This window comes from Paenibacillus xylanilyticus (assembly GCF_047246825.1).
Lineage (GTDB): Bacteria > Bacillota > Bacilli > Paenibacillales > Paenibacillaceae > Paenibacillus > Paenibacillus xylanilyticus_B.
Genome location: NZ_JBFOLB010000004.1, coordinates 150,650 through 168,412, shown reverse-complemented (window position 1 = coordinate 168,412; position 17,763 = coordinate 150,650). Strand labels below are relative to the sequence as shown.

Annotated in this window: 17 protein-coding genes and 1 pseudogene; 15 read left to right on the top strand and 3 right to left on the bottom strand. The window is 40.8% G+C overall.

Annotation, left to right across the window (positions count from 1 at the left end):
* Positions 1–441: 441 nt before the first annotated feature.
* The 6 genes and pseudogenes from AB3N00_RS23390 to AB3N00_RS23365 all read left to right on the top strand — a co-directional run bounded on the left by AB3N00_RS23390 (position 442) and on the right by AB3N00_RS23365 (position 4,580).
* On the top strand, positions 442–864 hold the full coding sequence (locus AB3N00_RS23390) for a hypothetical protein (protein WP_413036746.1): 423 nt from the start codon (positions 442–444) through the stop codon (positions 862–864).
* A gap of 38 nt (positions 865–902) precedes the next feature.
* Positions 903–1,109 (top strand): annotated as a pseudogene (locus AB3N00_RS23385) (HAD hydrolase-like protein); the annotation flags it as partial.
* A 174-nt stretch (positions 1,110–1,283) separates the two neighbouring features.
* The gene (locus AB3N00_RS23380) at positions 1,284–2,030 is read left to right on the top strand and encodes an SDR family NAD(P)-dependent oxidoreductase (RefSeq protein ID WP_413036745.1); all 747 of its coding nucleotides are present in this window, start codon (positions 1,284–1,286) and stop codon (positions 2,028–2,030) included.
* Between the two features lie 160 nt (positions 2,031–2,190).
* Positions 2,191–2,538, top strand: a complete 348-nt coding sequence (locus AB3N00_RS23375) for a winged helix-turn-helix transcriptional regulator (protein ID WP_413036744.1) — start codon at positions 2,191–2,193, stop codon at positions 2,536–2,538.
* 287 nt (positions 2,539–2,825) lie between these two features.
* The gene (locus AB3N00_RS23370; RefSeq protein ID WP_413036743.1) at positions 2,826–3,755 is read left to right on the top strand and encodes a copper amine oxidase N-terminal domain-containing protein; all 930 of its coding nucleotides are present in this window, start codon (positions 2,826–2,828) and stop codon (positions 3,753–3,755) included.
* A 216-nt stretch (positions 3,756–3,971) separates the two neighbouring features.
* Entirely contained in the window at positions 3,972–4,580 is a 609-nt protein-coding gene (locus AB3N00_RS23365) for a hypothetical protein (RefSeq protein ID WP_413036742.1), read from the top strand.
* A 274-nt stretch (positions 4,581–4,854) separates the two neighbouring features.
* Here the strand turns inward: AB3N00_RS23365 and AB3N00_RS23360 are convergent, their stop codons facing one another.
* Together AB3N00_RS23360 and AB3N00_RS23355 are read right to left on the bottom strand one after the other, a co-directional pair.
* Entirely contained in the window at positions 4,855–5,298 is a 444-nt protein-coding gene (locus AB3N00_RS23360) for an SDR family NAD(P)-dependent oxidoreductase (RefSeq protein WP_413036741.1), read from the bottom strand.
* Positions 5,299–5,323: 25 nt separating this feature from the next.
* Positions 5,324–6,175 (bottom strand): aldo/keto reductase, encoded by an 852-nt coding sequence (locus AB3N00_RS23355; protein ID WP_216535601.1) that lies wholly within the window; start codon positions 6,173–6,175, stop codon positions 5,324–5,326.
* Positions 6,176–6,348: 173 nt separating this feature from the next.
* On the opposite strand from AB3N00_RS23355, the gene AB3N00_RS23350 reads away from it, so the two are divergent.
* From AB3N00_RS23350 to AB3N00_RS23320, 7 genes are all read left to right on the top strand, one after another.
* Positions 6,349–6,798 carry a MerR family transcriptional regulator gene (locus tag AB3N00_RS23350; protein ID WP_413036740.1) on the top strand — a complete coding sequence of 150 codons (450 nt, stop codon included), beginning with the start codon at positions 6,349–6,351 and terminating at the stop codon, positions 6,796–6,798.
* Between the two features lie 146 nt (positions 6,799–6,944).
* Positions 6,945–7,457 (top strand): AAA family ATPase, encoded by a 513-nt coding sequence (locus AB3N00_RS23345; protein WP_413036739.1) that lies wholly within the window; start codon positions 6,945–6,947, stop codon positions 7,455–7,457.
* A 2,000-nt stretch (positions 7,458–9,457) separates the two neighbouring features.
* Positions 9,458–10,492 carry an LLM class flavin-dependent oxidoreductase gene (locus AB3N00_RS23340; RefSeq protein WP_413036738.1) on the top strand — a complete coding sequence of 345 codons (1,035 nt, stop codon included), beginning with the start codon at positions 9,458–9,460 and terminating at the stop codon, positions 10,490–10,492.
* 26 nt (positions 10,493–10,518) lie between these two features.
* Positions 10,519–11,646: an NtaA/DmoA family FMN-dependent monooxygenase gene (locus AB3N00_RS23335; RefSeq protein ID WP_413036737.1), complete on the top strand. Its 1,128-nt coding sequence runs from the start codon at positions 10,519–10,521 to the stop codon at positions 11,644–11,646.
* Positions 11,647–11,683: 37 nt separating this feature from the next.
* The gene (locus AB3N00_RS23330; RefSeq protein ID WP_413036736.1) at positions 11,684–12,643 is read left to right on the top strand and encodes an NAD(P)H-dependent flavin oxidoreductase; all 960 of its coding nucleotides are present in this window, start codon (positions 11,684–11,686) and stop codon (positions 12,641–12,643) included.
* 169 nt (positions 12,644–12,812) lie between these two features.
* The gene (locus AB3N00_RS23325; RefSeq protein ID WP_413036735.1) at positions 12,813–13,112 is read left to right on the top strand and encodes an ArsR/SmtB family transcription factor; all 300 of its coding nucleotides are present in this window, start codon (positions 12,813–12,815) and stop codon (positions 13,110–13,112) included.
* A gap of 222 nt (positions 13,113–13,334) precedes the next feature.
* Positions 13,335–14,351: a zinc-dependent alcohol dehydrogenase family protein gene (locus tag AB3N00_RS23320; protein WP_413036734.1), complete on the top strand. Its 1,017-nt coding sequence runs from the start codon at positions 13,335–13,337 to the stop codon at positions 14,349–14,351.
* A 359-nt stretch (positions 14,352–14,710) separates the two neighbouring features.
* On the opposite strand, the gene AB3N00_RS23315 is transcribed toward AB3N00_RS23320, so the two are convergent.
* Positions 14,711–15,598: an NAD(P)H-binding protein gene (locus AB3N00_RS23315; RefSeq protein ID WP_413036733.1), complete on the bottom strand. Its 888-nt coding sequence runs from the start codon at positions 15,596–15,598 to the stop codon at positions 14,711–14,713.
* Positions 15,599–15,828: 230 nt separating this feature from the next.
* On the opposite strand from AB3N00_RS23315, the gene AB3N00_RS23310 reads away from it, so the two are divergent.
* Both AB3N00_RS23310 and AB3N00_RS23305 read left to right on the top strand, forming a co-directional pair.
* Positions 15,829–16,470: a TetR/AcrR family transcriptional regulator gene (locus AB3N00_RS23310; protein ID WP_413036732.1), complete on the top strand. Its 642-nt coding sequence runs from the start codon at positions 15,829–15,831 to the stop codon at positions 16,468–16,470.
* 591 nt (positions 16,471–17,061) lie between these two features.
* Positions 17,062–17,760 carry a response regulator transcription factor gene (locus tag AB3N00_RS23305; protein WP_413036731.1) on the top strand — a complete coding sequence of 233 codons (699 nt, stop codon included), beginning with the start codon at positions 17,062–17,064 and terminating at the stop codon, positions 17,758–17,760.
* Positions 17,761–17,763: the final 3 nt, after the last annotated feature.

The following is a 17,763-nucleotide window of genomic DNA, read 5'->3' as shown; positions in this document are numbered from 1 at the left end:
GAACCAAAATACTTCGCATTTATCTCCTACTCCTTTACGATTACTTACTCCGACTATACAAAAACACTACTGACAACTGTATGTCAGTAGTATTTTATGAAGAAACCCGGCTTTTATTTATGAATGGGGGAGGATAGCAGAAGAGAATCCTGACTAGGAACGCTTCCAACCCCGAAGTGGATATTTTGTTATATTCGGAGGGTTACCTGAATCAGAATGTAGAAGAGGCATATCGGTTGGCATCAAAGTGTGAGACTATGATTATATCTGGGGCACCGGATATTGAGAGGACAAGAACATGTACTGAATGTCGAATAGACATATACTTTGATCGCTTTAAGCTAACGGGCAGGATAGTTCAAATACGTGTATCATGTGGTGAGTAATTAATGGAGCCCTCTTTCAAACGCTTTTTTTCCCAGAAATAGAGGTAAAAAATTGATGAGAAAAATGTTATTCATCCTCTCATTAATTTCATTATATTTAACTGTATCTTGTAGTCACGATACAAGCATTAACGTTAACGATGCAGTTGGTAAATCCGAGGACTATTTTAGGAAAGTCGAGGGGATAGCTGCTACAGCATCTTCTTTTGACGGTAATAAAGATGTTAAATTCAGACTTATGGTTGAAGGGAATCTTACAGAAGCGGAAGCAACTATATTATTCAAACGCATTTTGGATGCTACTGCTAAGTTTTCAAATCATTCAGATGTTTGGGATTATTACAATGGTTATTTTGATATCATGAATTATGACCATGGTGTCATTTATGAAGGTACGAAGAGGATTGGTGAAGATTTAAAGTCCAATCGAAGTGAGATTTCTATTCCACTAGCAATATGGATATACATTTTCGGATGAATTGTTTCAATTGTATAATTCCGTAACCGAAGAAAGAATTTTTCAATTACGTCATAAGTCATATTTCAGAATTTAATAGAAAGGATGCGCTTGTCATTGGAGATTCATTAAATACGGATATCAAAGGTGGTCTTCAGTCGGGCATTGACACCTGTTGGGTCAACAGAACCGGACAAATAAGTCCGGCAGAAATTAAAAGCACATATACAATCTCAAACTTAATGGAGCTCACTTCCATCTGTTAGGCTGTAAAAACAAACGCTTGTGCCGCCTCAATTATCACTTTTTGGTGACTATATCACAAAAAAGTGGGTACTGTTTTTCTTGTAACTTTTCCCCCATACTATCGTTCATAGGAGGTTCAGAGGCAGACAGAGCATCCTATACCATATAAATCATTATAAAAGGAGTCTAATAGAATGGGGAAATTTGACGGGAAGGTAGCAGTTGTAACCGGAGGTACAAGCGGCATCGGTCTCGCGTCGGCACAACAGTTCGTAAAAGAAGGGGCTTACGTTTTTATCACGGGACGCAGACAACGTGAACTGGATGAAGCAGTAAAGCAGATCGGAAAGAATGTTACAGGTGTCCGAGGTGACATATCTAAATCGGAAGATCTAGATATATTATTCGAAACAGTTAAGCGAGAAAAGGGACACTTGGACATTCTCTTTGCAAATGCCGGACTAGGGTCATTGCTTCCATTAGGAGAAATTACAGAAGCACAATACTACAAGACTTTCGATGTCAACGTGAAAGGAACCATCTTTACAGTACAAAAGGCATTAGCTTTGTTTCCAAATAAAAGAGGTTCGATTATTCTAACGGGATCCACTGCTGGCTCGACGGGGATGCCAGCGTTTAGTATCTATGGTGCATCCAAGGCAGCGATCAGACAGCTCGTCCGCAGCTGGATTCTTGATATGAGAGGGACCGAAATTCGTATAAACATCCTTAGTCCGGGAACAATCGTAACGCCGGCGTACGATGAGTTATTTGGCTCTGAACTAGATCATATCCTGGAACAGGCAAAAAATGATATTCCGCTCGGCAGAGTGGGGCAGGTTGAAGAGATCTCCAATGCTGTCATGTTCCTAGCCTCTAATGAAAGCAGCTATATGAATGGCGTTGAATTATTCGTAGATGGCGGAGTAGCTCAAGTTTAACCAAGACATAATAATTTTCAAACGACAAAGATTTTTAAATCAACTTAAATGCGATTGTATCCTCCCCTCCATGTAACGTTCAATTTTTCCTTCAGTGAGCCTTGAAGGATCAAGCGATACATGAAGGGGATATTCTTAGGTCGGGAGATGGTGCATTGATATGAAAACATTTTTCTGTGAACTGGAAGTTACACTAGAGGTTATCGGAGGAAAGTGGAAGGGGCTTGTTCTGTACTATTTAATAAAAGGACCTAAACGGACGGGAGAGCTTAAGCGACTCGTTCATAATATATCGCAAAAGATGCTGATTCAAACTCTTCGGGAACTGGAAACAGACGGATTAATTCGCAGAAAGATGTACAATCAGGTACCGCCTAAGGTGGAATATTCAACGACGGAACTGGGTCAATCACTTGAACCCATTTTGAGATCGCTTTGTGATTGGGGGGGGGATTACGCAGAGCAATCCTTCGCTTCGGGCGAGATTGAGATTTTGTATCTGGATTAACTGTCGGGGGACAAGAGCATAGTCCCATTGGAAGTCGCTATTTTAGCGGCTTTTTTGTTTTATCGGTACAAGTTCTTGTCCCGAACCAAAGACAAGAACTTGTACCGATTGCCGTAAAGGACAAGAACATAATCCGATTAACGATTAGATAAGCTTCAAACTACATTTCACTGCACTAGTTCATTAAGCTAACGGGCAGGTTAGTTTAGTAAGAGTAAATTGTAGGTAACCTTACGATTTTTTTTGCGTCTTATTATATAAGGGATGTCAAATTTAGGAGGATTCTAATGAAGAAATTAGTATTGTTTTCTTTTGCTGTTCTATGTTCTACGCTTTTGAACCTTCCAACCAATGAGGTAGCTGCAGAAGCACAAAGTCCAAAAGGAACACAAGTTGTAGTGAATAATAACTACTTAGATTCAAATGACATTCTCAACAAGAACAATCAGGTATTTTTCAGCTTGACTTCACTCAAAAGTTTAGGTGGCTTAACGTTTGCCTGGAATAATACTACTAAGCAAGTGACAGTGAAGGGGAGTGACACTAACTTGAAGTTGACAATGAATAAAAAAGTAGCTCATAAAAATAGAACTTTAGTTTCATTAAGTACTGGTCCATTTATTCATAACGGTAAAACAATGATTCCCTTACGTTTTGTTGCAGAAGCGCTGGACGGTTCAGTAACTTGGAATCAGAAGACCCAAACTGCATTTGTTTCGAAACCCAGCACGAAACTGCTTACTGATGTTAAGAGCAGTGAATTGAGCACGGCTAGAAATGCTGCGATTAATCTTCCTAGAGTTTCAAAGCTCACGGAGTACTTTGAACCATCTATGGAAGCAGCCAGTCTTCAATATTATTTTCCGAAAAATACAAAAGACCGATTCATTGAGGTCAATAATAATGTAATCCGTTATTATCAAATTACGAAGAACACAGCTTACCTTAAGTGGCAAGCTTTCATTAGCGAAAAGGCAGCTACGCAGGATAATCTTTATTTCATAAACCGCTCCTTTACCAAAGAGAACGGTTCCTTACCAAATTTCAAAGATACGACATTCGCCAACTTTCGCTGGATGCCTCATATTACTTCTACTGGATATGGTTTAATCAATAAGGAGAATTGGAATGATGTTGTTTTTAAAGAAACTGAAGTGCCTCACACTGATCTGAAGGAAAACTATATTATTGTTGACACTCCAGAAGATAATAATTAGTAAGTCGGTTAAAGAAGGTGTGAAGTTCAATTCAGGGAAAAACTGCCTAACTATGGGGCATTAGAGAATGAATATAGTTTATTTATAACACTACTCAACACCGGAAGGCCCTTGTCTTATGTTAATTCACGCAGGGAATTTGTCTGAGGGCTACTTGTATCATTACTCTTCATTATTGATTATAAAATACACATTCTTTTATGGAGGTGATTTGGAATGAGATTTCAAAAAGGGGTGATTAGTATTATTGCTGTTCTAGCTATTGCTGTTACATCCGGATGCGGGCAAGAAACGATGAGTAATAATGAAAATCAAAAAGAGGTTAGTAATGGATCAGGAATTACTCAAGAGGCAACTGATACAAAAATTACATCTATCAATAAAATAGGGAGCAAAACCTTTTTATTCAAAAAAGAGTTCAGTCAAGAAAAACCTGATCTTTCAAATTTAAATGAAGGTGTTTCCATTGACTTATCAGAGTATGTGAAAGACTTCTTCACGCAGGACATAGCCGACAAAGTTCAACTGAATATGAATGCTATTGTTCAGCATGATGAAACAAAGTTCAAAGAAAATATGCTTAATGAGGATTCCATTAAATTTAATATGCCTTGGTTTAATGACAACTATAAAGAAGGTATGAAATATGAATTTAACGAGCTAAATGAAATAACTTATGATGAAGACGCCAAACGTATTCAAGTGATTGTTACCTTCTATAGAAATATAAAAGATGAACAAATTGAGCAAGGAGTTATGACCTATTCGTTATTGGAGGATAAGAAAAGCGGAACATGGCTCTTTGCTACTATGGACGGTAATTAAAGAATCAAGGCGGTTCCTCTTGTAGGAAGCTGTATCTTTGTTACTTGATAGCTTTTGATAGCTTTTTTTAAAATCTAATCCCATGAAGGCCAAATTGATCGGCTGCTATTGTTCAACTAACGGGCAGGTTAGTTTAAGGTCATGCGAGGTGAACCATATCATAAATAAGGGCAAGTTTTAAATATGCTCCCCTTTAAGTAGACAGGATTACTAAATAAACCGCTGTTCAGAGGAGCATATCAGTTGCCGTGGATGTCGAATTCTTTGGTATCCTTTAAAATTGTTTTACCACTTCACCTGAATCAGTGGAGTAAGCCAGCTCTTTCTGTGCTTCCAGAGCGGCCAGTCTGTCCAGCAGAGCTGCACGGATTTGCTCATAGGCGTCACTGCCCAACGCCATATGTAACGGACCTTCTCCCTGGTCGACACGACGGATAATCTGCTGTGCCATTTTATCCGGATCGCCGACAACCATTTGATTGAACATGCTCATATCTATACCAGGCAGTTCTCCCTTCATCAGACTAACGAATTGTCCCGCTTCCGTATCCCGGTATTCGTCCATCCGCTCGCCGAATACGGCGTTGCTTGTAAGGAAATTCGTTCGGATTCCGCCGGGCTCCACCATAGTGGTCTTAATATTGAACGGAGCCACTTCCTTAGCTAGCGCTTCAAAGGCTCCTTCGACCGCCCATTTCGAAGAGCAATACAATCCCATACCCGGTTTACGGTTCGATCAAGGTTTACAGATCGACTTTCAAGGTGCCCAGCATCTTGGCGAATTTCGGATCGTGGTAGGATAAGAAAAGACTTTCCCGTGTATCGAGGGTGGCAATCTGTTGCATATCGTCTGCGCTTAACTCAAAATCGAAAATGTCGAAGTTTTCGACGATCCTCTCTTTTCTCACCGATTTTGGAATAACAACGACTTCACGCTGAACAAGCCAGCGCAGCACGACCTGGGCGACGGACTTGTTGTGTTTTTCTGCTATCGAGGCCAGCACTTCGTTGCCGAACATGTTGCCCTTTCCTTCAGCGAACGGCGCCCACGACTGGTGCTGCACTCCCTGCTCTTTCATGAAAGCGGTACTCTCGATCTGCTGGTAGAACGGGTGCGTTTCAACCTGGTTGACTGCAGGTACGATTTCGTTATGCACGATGAGGTCCATCAGACGGTCGGGCAGGAAGTTGCTGACACCGATCGCCTTGATCTTGCCTTCGCGGTATAGGTCTTCCATCGCACGCCAAGCGCCATAGTAATCGCCGAACGGCTGGTGTATAAGGTATAGATCGAGATATTCGAGCTGTAACTTCTTCAAGGATTTGGCAAACGCCAGCTTGGCACTCTCGTATCCTGCATCTTGAACCCAGAGCTTGGTCGTGATGAACAGCTCCTCACGCGGTACGCCGCTGCGCTTGATCGCGCGTCCGACCGCTTCCTCATTCAGATAACCGGCGGCGGTGTCGATCAGGCGGTAACCGGCCATCAGCGCTTCATATACCGCATTCTCGCATTCTTCAGCATCGGGAACCTGGTAGACACCGAAGCCGATAATCGGCATTTTCACTCCGTTGTTCAATGTTACGTTTTGCATTTTAACTCCTCCTAGTATTTAAATGTATGATAGCAAACGGCGCGTATCCCGGGAATCGGGCACTGCAGCGGTAATTCCACTTACGGCTGAATTGCATTACAATAAGCTTAGAACCTTCGTGCTACACGAAGTCAAGTCGTCTTCACAACTTTATTTTCCAAGGAGGATTTGACATGTATACGGTCAAAGAAGCCGCCCAGATAACGGGACTCACCCAGCACGCCGTGCGCTTTTACACGGATAAAGGCCTGGTGCCAAGCGTACAGCGTAATCAAAACAACATTCGGATGTTCAACGACGAATCAATCAACTGGCTGCATGGCGTGAAATGCCTCAAGCAATCTGGGATGCCGATTGAATTCATTAAAAAGTATATCGATCTCTGTCTCGAAGGGGATTCGACCATTCCGCAACGCTTCGCACTTATGATGGAGCATAAAGAAGCGGCGCTCGTTCAGCTTGAAGAAGCCAAACGGCACGTTGCCCATTTAAAACAAAAAACCGACCTATATCAGGCCATTCTGGAGCACCGCACTCCAGACACGACCAATCCCGGTAACTGGGACAAAATTCAACATATGCATGCTGACGTATTTTACTCGCCCCCTGTTCGGAAGGCGTGAGACATATTTTGAGCACATCAACCGTTTTGGGGAAAATCTTCGGTTTAAAACTCTTGATTGGCTTGCAATGAACAAGATTCACATCAATCTAGATTGAACTAACGGGAGACTATAGTTAATCTAATAAGAATTTTAGAGGGGCTTGTATGAAAAACATTTTTCTGATTGGCGGTACAATGGGCGTAGGAAAAACAACAACTTGCCAAATTATGAAGGATAAATTGAGCAACAGTGTATTTCTTGATGGGGACTGGTGCTGGGACATGCATCCATTTCAAGTGACCGAGGAAACCAAAGAGATGGTTATGCAAAATATATGCTTCCTTTTGAATAATTTTATCAAGTGTACCGTTTATGAAAATATTGTCTTTTGCTGGGTAATGCATCAGCAAGCTATTGTTGATGAGATTATTACACGTCTTGATACACAAGGTTGCAAAGTGCATCTCATATCCTTGGTATGCAGTATAGAGGCATTGAAAGAACGACTGATTAAGGATGTAGATGTCGGAATTCGTACGGAAGATATATTATTAAGAAGCCTAGAGCGCATTCCTCTATACGAACAACTGAATACAACTAAAGTGGATGTCTCGAACATCACCGCCGAGCAAGCAGCAGACTTTATTATTCAGCGGTTCTCAATACCAACTAATTGAATGTGTAGTCTGGTTTCGCATGGAACAAATCTATAAGATAAGAATGCTGAATTGCACTGAACCGGTCTGGAGAACAGGTTGAGAAGTTAGAGTTACCGTTTGAATGTACAATTAAACAAGATAAGTAGCATAGAGGACGTACTGATTCAATATAAAGAAGAAGCACAGTTTGATGGTATTACAATTGTAAATTATTACTCAGGGTATTCCACTAACGGGAAACGTTAGTTGAGTAATAGCAAGGAGCAGTTTGCCGTTGGTAGCTGCTCCTTTTTTAGTTAAGATAACTGGCGGTTAATGGAGCAGTTAGATAGAATAGTTGGTATTATAAGCTTTGGAAAATAGTTTTAGATCGGAGATGAGGTTGATACTGTGACACTATTTTATTATATTGTGCAAGCCATGAGCTTCCGACAGGCTCATTCGGAAAGAAAAAAACAGTTATGACATTTAATGATTATGTTACGAATACCCAAAGGGCGATAAACTTATGGAGGTCTACGATACGGAAGAGGATGCAGCAGGATTATATATAACCGGTCCCATAACCATGCAATCCTCACATCCTTTCCGTCATCCATTTGTTTACCAAGTGAACCCCGAAGGTGGTGACTTCGAGATTAATGACGAGATTAAATATTCTCACCCGATTTTATTTCATACAAGCAAAAAGTGCTTAGTAGAGCTTTTCAAATATACCCAGCAATATGAGAATAGGTGAGGACTTAGAGCTGTATTGCTGCTGGGCGCACGGACAGGAAAGATTTTTGGATGCTCCAAAAAAAGAACTCGACCTCGTGATTGAACTAGCCACATTTCAGTTGGGGAATGAGTTCGAGTGGAAAGAGCGTCAGTATATAAGCGTTAAGAAGTGAATCAAGGTACAGTTTTCCATTAAACTAACGGGAAACGATAGCTCAATAAAAAACAAGAAAGCATTATCGGTGCAACTAGATATTACATTGACCAATTATTTACTTGCGAGGAGGACTCAAAATGAAATTGCAAAGAGCTGATGAAATGGAACAATTTCAAAATGATAAATCTGCTAAACGGAATGGATGTTTACACCTCGTACTGCCAAAGCATGGGGAGTTTTAGATGAGAAAATGATTCCCCGTGATCAGTATGATGCAATATTGCTTATTCATAAAATTCATCCCTCAAATTCAATAAAAAAATAGAAAATAAGCTAACCAATAGTATATCAAGATCGCTTGTAGAGTTACTTCCTTCTTTTCTACGCTAAATGGGAAATGATAGTTCAACAAAACCAAAGAGGCAGCCGATCAAAGCGATTGGCTGCCTTTGTTCAACTAACGGGCAGGTTAGCACATAGCTTTGCTACACCGGGTAATGCATTTTTTGTTTTGTGGGGAGGTGCCCAAACGATTAAGAATAAACAGTTAACTGGAGCAGGATTGAAACTGTAAAAGAGAGCTGACCCATCTGCAGAGAACCTGCATATGAGACGATCTCTTCTTATTCTAAACTACATCAATTTTGGGTTTCATGCCGTATTCTTTAACGAAATCCTCCATCTTTTCAAGGATCAGGAGTAACTTTATCCCCTTGTCTGTTAACAATTAGTCGACTCGTGGAGGAACCTCTGGATTGACATCACGTTGAATAACGACATCATCTCTAATTCCTTCAGCTGCTTGGTAAGAGAGCCTTGAGAAAGCTATCGCGTACATATCACTTTTTTCATCCATGAACTTTTGTTCAAATCCTTCATTGCAAACCCTCATTAATTTCATTCCTAATCTATAGGTACAAAAAGATGTACTATGTTCATTTGAATTGCCCTCTTTGCAAACGAAACGAATACACCTATGATTGGATCAACAACCAAAACAAAATCATTTTAGTTTGGCTAAAGTGTAAAAAATAAAAACTTATTTACGTTATATAGTTAGCAGGCTAAGTAATTACTATATTTTTTAATCCTATAATTAGCAAGCTAAATAATAAATATAACACAGAAAGGAGGAACAAATGTGAATACAGCAAATGGACTAAAACTTTCGATTTTGGAATTTGTTCATATCTATGCAGGATCTGAGGCTTCAGAAAGCCTTCAGAACGTGACAGAAATGGTTCAACTAGCAGAACAGTGGGGGTTCAACAGATATTGGTTTACAGAACACCATAACACCAAAAACTTGATGAGTACTTCACCAGATTTACTGAGCCTGCATGCGGCTGCTCACACCAAAAACATTCGAGTAGGTTCAGGTGGCATCATGTTGCCGAACCACAGTGCCTTGAAAGTGATGGAGAACTTTACGCTTCTCGAAGGATTGTATCCAGGGCGTGTTGACCTCGGGATTGGCCGAGCATCAGGTACGGATGGCAGAACCATGTTGGCATTATTAAGAACCCAGGCATTAATGGAGGTTAATGATTTTTCAGAGCAATTAGATAACCTACTTTCCTTCTTTGCCCGTGACTTTAATGAAAATCACCCGTTTAGTCACATCCATCCTCCGGGAGATCGTTCAATGGTTCCAGATATGTTTATGCTGGGATCTAGCGAGGGTGGGTTACATTTTGCCTTGGAAAAAGGATTAGGCTTCGTATTTGCAGCGCATTTGGCACCGCAACGGGCTATTCCTATGTTAAAAGCCTACCGTTCGAATTTTAAACCTTCGTCCTATTTAACAGAGCCCCAAAGTATGTTAGCGACGATTGTTATTACAGCTGAGACGGAAGAAGAGGCTAAATATATCGCAGGACCAGCGGAATTAATGTGGGCACAGATGAGCACAGGGACGATAAGACTTACTTTCCCTACACCGGAAGAAGCCAAAAATCACATATACACGCCTCATGAAGAGCTAGCTAGGGAACGTAATAAAGGTCGCTTTGTGATTGGAAGTGTTGGACAAGTTGCGGAGCAGCTTAGGCAAATTGCGAAAGCAAGTTTAGTGGAGGAAATCATGATTGCAGACTTCTATCCAAATCAAGAAAGCCGGAAGAAAGGGCATAAATTATTGGCAAAGGAATTTGGTTTAGACAAGGGAGATAAGTGAACTCGTGAAAAGGAGATTATACAACCATGGAAGAAAGAAAGCTTAAACTAGGAGGAATTATTGATGGCGTGGGTTGGAATTACACGGGTTGGAGACACCCCGATATTCCAGCAGATGCCAGTGAAAATATTGAGTATTACGTACAGAAAGCCAGACAACTGGAACAGGGAAAGTTCGATCTCATCTTTTTGGCAGACGTAAGTCATATCGGACCTGGCATGATCCCGCACTATCTAAGCATGTTTGAGGGCGTATCCATTTTGTCTGCACTGAGTATGGTAACGCATTCCATTGGTTTAACCGCAACGATAGCGACTTCATATGCTGATCCCTTTACGGTTGCTAGGCAAATCGCCTCCCTCGACAAGATTAGCAAGGGCAGAGCAGGGTGGAATGCGATCACCTCCAATCCTGGAGGATTAGCCAATTACAGTCGGTCCCATTTAAGAAAAGTAGATCTTTATCCCATGAAAAAAGAGTTTTTGGAGATTGTTGAAGGCCTTTGGGATTCGTATGAAGACGATGCCTTTATACGTGATAAGGAACGTGGGGTATTTTATGACCCGAGTAAGATGCATCCGCTACATTATACCGGGAATTACTTTTCAGTAGAGGGACCCTTAAATATTAGTCGATCCAGACAAGGTAGACCAGTCGTCTTTCAAGCGGGTACTTCCCCGGCATTCGTGGATGTTGCTGCGCACCATGCCGAAGTCATCATGGCACCTGGGCATGATTTTGAGTATCTCAAGGCATTCACTGCTGAACTTAAACACAGAGTGCAAAATCAAGGCCGTTCACCACATGACCTACTGATGATGCCTTCGCACAATCCTATTGTTGGTGAAACAGAAAAAGAAGCCTTGGAAAAGCTTAGGGAAATCGAGTCATGGATGCCTCAAGGTTATCGAATGCCGAAACCAGGGTTGATGGGATCTGCGGAACATGTTGCCGAACAAATCGAACATTGGTACCGAGAAGGCGTCATGGATATCTTGCTCATTAGGCAAGATCATCCCGCGGGATTTGAGGATTTTATCCGATTAGTTATTCCCATCTTGCAAGATAAAGGCATATTCCGCAAGGAATATGAGGACGACACACTACGGGGAAATTTAGGTCTACCTTACCCAGAAAATAAATACACGAAGTAATAATATAAATTCGTTTAACAAGAGGAGAACAGATAAAATGACTAACAGAGTATCTGAAATACTAAATATTAAAAAGCCAATTATACAAGGACCAATGTCTTGGGTTACTAATGCCGAATTTGTTGCAGCAATAAGCAATGCGGGTGGATTAGGATTTCTAGGTCCAAATGCCGGTCAGGTTGATATAACTCGCTCACCCGAAATAAGTGCGGAAAGAATGAGAACTGAAATACAAAAAACAAAATCTTTAACGAATAAGCCATTTGGAATTCCAGTGATCGTGAATCGTGATTTAGCTTACACATGGCCACTTATAGAAACAGTTATAGACGAGAAAGTTCCTGTTGTTCTGGTGAATGATACACTGGATGAAAGAATCTTTAAACCATTAAAAGAAAACAATATTAAAATTGTTTATAGACCCCTTACTCCTACTATTGAAAATGCAAAAGCTGCAGAAAAATTTGGAATAGATGTTTATGTAGCAACTGGATTTGATGAAGGTGGTACGGTTCCAGAACGAGTTATTGGAACATTTTCGATTGTTCCAATGATTGTAGATGCTATAAATATTCCTGTAATGGCAGCTGGTGGTATTGGAGACGTTAGAGGAGTGCGTGCCGCATTTGCTTTAGGCGCTGAAGGTGTGTTTGCTGGCAGTGTCTTTATTCCAACAAAAGAAAATCCAGCAGCAGAAAAGGTGAAACAAATGATTGTAGATGCTACAGCAGAAGATTTATTAATGTTCCGTACTTTACCAGCATACTATCGTTCTTTACCTACTAAATTGGCGAATAAACTAGTCGAACTGGATAAACAAGGTGCCAGTCGTGAAGAAACAGCAAAATTGATGCGTGGATCAATTGGAATGCGTATCGGAATGTTAGAAGGCAATACAGACGATGGCTATATTTCTATTGGTACTGGAATTACTCCAATTAAAGAAATCAGAACAGTAAAAGAAGTGGTTGATACTTTAATGCAAGATTTTAATTGAAATATTAGGAACTATATAGCGGAATTACGCTTTATGTTATCAACTAACGGGCAGGATGGCTTAATAAATGTCCATGAAGTCTTATTACTGTCTAGCTGGACATATGTATAAGCTTCATTTTTGTTTGTTGGATTGACATATTGCAAATCTTTAATATATACTAATTGACATGACCAATCCAATCGACATTTTTAAAGCACTTTCCAATGAAGCACGTATTCAAATTTTAGAATGGCTAAAAGATCCAAAGACCCATTTTTCGCCCCAAGAAGGGATTGATCTTGTAGAGGTTGGGGTATGTGTAAGTCAAATTACAGAAAAATTGAACATGAATCAATCGACTGCCTCGCAGTATCTTTCAATGTTGCAAAGAGCAGGATTAGTTCATGCTACACGTTTAGGGAAATGGACATACTATAGAAGGAATGAAGAGGCCATCAATCAAATTGGTCAGTTCCTTCAAAAGTGAACATGTTGGAAGCTGAATTCGTAAAATAGAATTCAGTTTTTCCTAAAGCAAACAAATTGATAATTTGAAATATATAAATTTTTTTCGGTATTCATATTGATATATTGCAATATGTTTATGTGTTTTTAGGAGGTGATGGTTAACCTTACTATGCTTGTTCTTATCGTGTAGGTGGTAAATATTAAATTTAAAAAATCTAAATGAAAGAAGGAAATTATTAAAATGAAAGCATGGCAAAAACAAGGACTTGGTTTGGAGAATATTAAACTGGTGGATATTGAAACTCCGAAGCCAGGCGCAAGACAGATTTTAATGAAGGTAAAGGCTGTTTCCCTAAATTTCCGCGACAAAGCAATTGTTGATGGAGTATACATTCCAGACCTAATGAATGACAAAACGTTTGTACCTGTTTCTGATGCTTCTGGTGAAGTTGTAAGTGTCGGTTCAGAAGTGACAAAATTTAAAGTTGGCGATCGTGTCACATCCCATATGTTCACGAAATGGATTCAAGGAAAACCTAGTCCTGACGACTCTTTGTATTCGGTCGGTGGACCGAATGACGGCGGACTTGCTGAGTATATGTTACTTTACGAAGATACTGCAGTATTTACGCCTAACAATTTGACAGATGAAGAAGCTTCAACTCTTCCAATTGCCGCACTAACCGTATGGTTTTCTTTAGTTGAATATGGAAATATCAAAGCTGGTGAAACGGTTCTTGTACTGGGAACTGGCGGTGTATCTGTTTATGCTGTTCAAATCGCATCGGCTTTAGGGGCAAGAGTAATTGTAACTTCGAGTAGTGATGAGAAATTAACACAAGTTAAGTCGTTAGGTGCAGATGAAGTTATCAATTATGCTAAAACTCCAGATTGGGAAAAAGAGGTCCTTAAGCTCACCAACGGTAAAGGGGTAGATCATATTCTTGAGGTTGTTGGTGGTGAAAGTATTAATCGTTCGATTGAAGCAGCAGCATTACAAGGGAACATTTATATTATTGGATTCCTAGGCGGTATGATGGCAGAAGTTAACTTGTTTTCATTGCTTGCAAAACAAGTGAAAATCCATGGAATCAACGTAGGACACAAAAAAGCTTTCGATGATATGCAGCGGGCATTTAATCAATTAAATATTAAACCTGTAATTGATACTGTTTATCCATTCGAACAAGCAATTGAAGCATACAAGCATCTTCAACGTGGTGCATTTGGTAAAATTGTAATCCGTATTTCCGAGTAGTCGTATTTAAACTAACGGGAAACGATAGCTCAGTAACACCAAGGAAGCAGCTGATCAATGTGATCGGCTGCTTTTGTTCAACTAACGGGCAGGTTAGTTTAAAGTCATTCGATATGAACCTTATCACAGGTAAGGATTTTTTTTGTGCGAATTATCAATAAAGAACAAAGCTCGCTATCACTTCAGCGAGCTTTGTTCTTTATATGTCAAAACCAAGTCAGAGTAAAACCCTGTTCGAGGTCTGAGATTAGAGCAGGATGAACAGGCTGCCATCTCAAGATTTTCCGGGTCAAGTTATCGAAAGAAATAGCGCACTTAGGCGCGCTCTCATCCGTAGGTTAAACAGTATTCTGGACTGTTTAAACAGATTTATTAAACACGTCTGCAAAAACTTTCGCAAAGTCTCCGACCTTGACTTTACCGAGGTGGTAGTCGGTTGCACGGAGGCTGGCATAGAACTCGTCGGCGTTCTCGCAGGCGCGGTTCATTTGGGCAAAGCCGTTGGTAGTGTTTTCGTGGAAGCCGATTTTTTTCATATTCTCAGCAAGAGCTTCAACGGCGATTTGTTGGTATTTGGCTTCGATACCATTCTCAGCAAGGGCGTTGAGCCAGTCGTTGCCTGTGGCCCAGTCACTAACTATGAACTTCGCGCTTTTACCCGCTGGGGTGTGAGAAATCATGGCGTAAGCGACGTCCGCGATATCAACGGGGCTGACCCAGCCTTGTGGGATGTCAACTGAAATTGGACTGAAGATGGTTTGCTGGGTTTTGAGGCTTTGCATGTCGGCAAAAAGATTGCTGTAAAAGCCGACAGGCCGGATGTGGACAACGTTCACGCCTTCAAGCGAGTTTAGCGCGTCTTCTGCAAAATGATAGCTGTAGAGAATGCCGGCGTTTGGGTTGTCGGCGCCGACTGAGCTGAGGTTGACGACATTTTTTACGCCTGATTTTAGCACAGCGGTCTTATAATTTTCAGCAAGATCAATGGCAGTCTGCCACATGTCGGTGCCAGAGGCATAATTGATTCCCGAAATCATGAGGTAAACGACGTCGCTACCTGCAAAGGCCTGAGCGAGGAATTCGACGTCAAGGTTTGAGCCGACCGCCGGTTTGGCACCGAGCGCTTCGATGTCGGCGATACGATCTTTGGAGCTTGTGATGACGGTGACATCGTGGCCGTCTGCGATTAGGGATGGGAGGTAGTTACGGTTGATATTGCCGAGTGAGCCGAGAACTGTGATTTTCATTGTGTATTTCTCCTTTTTATCGTGTGATTTCGAGAAATGGATATCGCTTTTGAGACCGTTATCCCTTCCTCGATTGGATATTCATTACAAGAGAGATTATACGACGATAAGTTAACTAAGTAAACTAAATTAATGAAATTAGTTAATTTAATGTTTTTATTAAATATTGTTTATTGATACAGCTATTTTGGTATAATATGATTTGATGAGCATTAGAGGAGGCTTCAATCGTGAGAAAACCCGTGAGCGCAGATCAATATCTCAATAAAATCAAACCTGTAATTAGAAGAACCAGATTCAGCCAACTGAAAATTGACGATATCGCAAAACATATGGATATTAGTAAAGTGACGCTTTACAAGCACTTTTCATCCAAAGATGAAATCATCGAACAGGTTGTAGAGTATGGAATTCAGTATTTGCAGCAGGCTGACACTGTTGTATATGATGATTCCGTTTCATATATTGATCGATTTCAAAAAACGTTTCTGGAATCGTTAATAGGTGTTATTTATTTATCCGATTTGTTCCTGCAAGACCTCAAGGAGTTTTATCCACGACTTTTTGAAAATATTTCTGTTGCTCAACAAAATAGAATTAAAAATTTACAATCTTTTTTTCAATCCGGTATGGATAAAAAGATTTTTAACAGAATGCACGCTGCGCTGTCCTTAGTTCAAGATGATGCTACGCTTCGGCGCATTTTGGAGCCGACCTTTAGTATTCAATGGTATGATCTAACCTTGAAACAAGCCGTTATGGAATTTTATAAAATGAAACAGTATCAAGTGATTAGTCCTGAGTATCTGGATACTGTTGACGATTCCGTTATCGAAAATGAAATCATTCGCATTTTACAAACCATTTCGTGAACGCGTTCGTTTCCCCCAACTTGTTCTCATTGATGCTGTCGTCCCGTTATCGGAGTAATCGTTGTAAAATTTGTAGCTTATAACGCTAAGAAGGTCATCCGTGTAGATGACCATTAAACTTGCCGGTTGAAGACAGCACGTTGAACCGTATCACAGTAAGTCATTATGCTAACGGGAAACTATAGTTCAATAAAATCAGGGAGGCAGCCAATCAACGCGATCGGCTGCCTTTGTTCGACTAAAAAATAAAAAAAGCTTCACATCTTTGACTTTCCCCTGCACAGGAAACTGTATACTCACATACCTCCTTCGAAATATTCTCTGAAATCTGATCACGCTGCTGTATGGTGGAAATAACAAAAACAGTGGCAAATTCGTCAACATACATGCTATTAAAAATCCGCGGATTTATTTGTTTCACCGATCAAGCCATCCCCGCTTGATGCGGGAGTTTTTTTGCAATTTCTTAATCCACATTGATCACTAGAATATGCCAATTTGTGCTAAAATCGAAAGCAGGCTATTGGTTTTGGGACCGCAATTGAACCGTGAAGTGAAATGGATCAGAGCAAGCTCAGGAGGTCTTAGGATATGGAAAAACGCATTCTGCTCGTTGAAGACGACAACGACATCAATCTGTTGATTGAAAGCCAGCTAAAACAGGATCATTATAGCGTTGCATCGGCACGCGACGGCGAGGAAGCACTCGCGCTTTTTCAAAAAGAGAAATTCGATCTGATCTTGCTCGATTTGATGCTCCCCAAGGTAAACGGCATGGAACTGCTCAAACAGATCCGAGAGACCAGCAAAGTTCCTGTCTTGATTATTTCTGCGAAAGGCAGCGACCTAGACAAGGCCATGGGCCTTGGGTTTGGCGCGGATGATTATATAAGCAAGCCTTTCTCCATGATCGAATTGACAGCCAGGGTTCAAGCGGCCATTCGGAGGGCAACGTTATACGCGGAAACGGAAAGCAAACCTGCCGAGCCCCCCGTTATTACGTTTAAGGATCTCATTCTGGACTTGCATTCTTTCTCCGTAAAGGTAAAAGGTAAAAGCATGCCGCTCACTGCCAAGGAGTTCCATATCTTAAAATTGTTCCTAACCCATCAGAGCAGGGTGTTCACCAAGGAGCAAATCTATCAACTTATCTGGGAAGAAGATTATTATGGGAATGAGAACGTAATTAATGTACATATCCGGAGACTCCGGGAGAAAATCGAAGAGGACCCGTCAGCTCCGCAATACATTCGGACGATTTGGGGAATCGGATATAGAATGGGGGATTAGTAC

What these genes read in the sequence shown, in the direction of transcription:
- AB3N00_RS23390 (WP_413036746.1), top strand. Translation starts at nt 442, where the DNA reads ATGAGAAAAATGTTATTCATCCTCTCATTAATTTCATTATATTTAACT.
- AB3N00_RS23380 (WP_413036745.1), top strand. Translation starts at nt 1,284, where the DNA reads ATGGGGAAATTTGACGGGAAGGTAGCAGTTGTAACCGGAGGTACAAGC.
- AB3N00_RS23375 (WP_413036744.1), top strand. Translation starts at nt 2,191, where the DNA reads ATGAAAACATTTTTCTGTGAACTGGAAGTTACACTAGAGGTTATCGGA.
- AB3N00_RS23370 (WP_413036743.1), top strand. Translation starts at nt 2,826, where the DNA reads ATGAAGAAATTAGTATTGTTTTCTTTTGCTGTTCTATGTTCTACGCTT.
- AB3N00_RS23365 (WP_413036742.1), top strand. Translation starts at nt 3,972, where the DNA reads ATGAGATTTCAAAAAGGGGTGATTAGTATTATTGCTGTTCTAGCTATT.
- AB3N00_RS23360 (WP_413036741.1), bottom strand. Translation starts at nt 5,298, where the DNA reads ATGGGATTGTATTGCTCTTCGAAATGGGCGGTCGAAGGAGCCTTTGAA.
- AB3N00_RS23355 (WP_216535601.1), bottom strand. Translation starts at nt 6,175, where the DNA reads ATGCAAAACGTAACATTGAACAACGGAGTGAAAATGCCGATTATCGGC.
- AB3N00_RS23350 (WP_413036740.1), top strand. Translation starts at nt 6,349, where the DNA reads ATGTATACGGTCAAAGAAGCCGCCCAGATAACGGGACTCACCCAGCAC.
- AB3N00_RS23345 (WP_413036739.1), top strand. Translation starts at nt 6,945, where the DNA reads ATGAAAAACATTTTTCTGATTGGCGGTACAATGGGCGTAGGAAAAACA.
- AB3N00_RS23335 (WP_413036737.1), top strand. Translation starts at nt 10,519, where the DNA reads ATGGAAGAAAGAAAGCTTAAACTAGGAGGAATTATTGATGGCGTGGGT.
- AB3N00_RS23330 (WP_413036736.1), top strand. Translation starts at nt 11,684, where the DNA reads ATGACTAACAGAGTATCTGAAATACTAAATATTAAAAAGCCAATTATA.
- AB3N00_RS23325 (WP_413036735.1), top strand. Translation starts at nt 12,813, where the DNA reads ATGACCAATCCAATCGACATTTTTAAAGCACTTTCCAATGAAGCACGT.
- AB3N00_RS23320 (WP_413036734.1), top strand. Translation starts at nt 13,335, where the DNA reads ATGAAAGCATGGCAAAAACAAGGACTTGGTTTGGAGAATATTAAACTG.
- AB3N00_RS23315 (WP_413036733.1), bottom strand. Translation starts at nt 15,598, where the DNA reads ATGAAAATCACAGTTCTCGGCTCACTCGGCAATATCAACCGTAACTAC.
- AB3N00_RS23305 (WP_413036731.1), top strand. Translation starts at nt 17,062, where the DNA reads ATGGAAAAACGCATTCTGCTCGTTGAAGACGACAACGACATCAATCTG.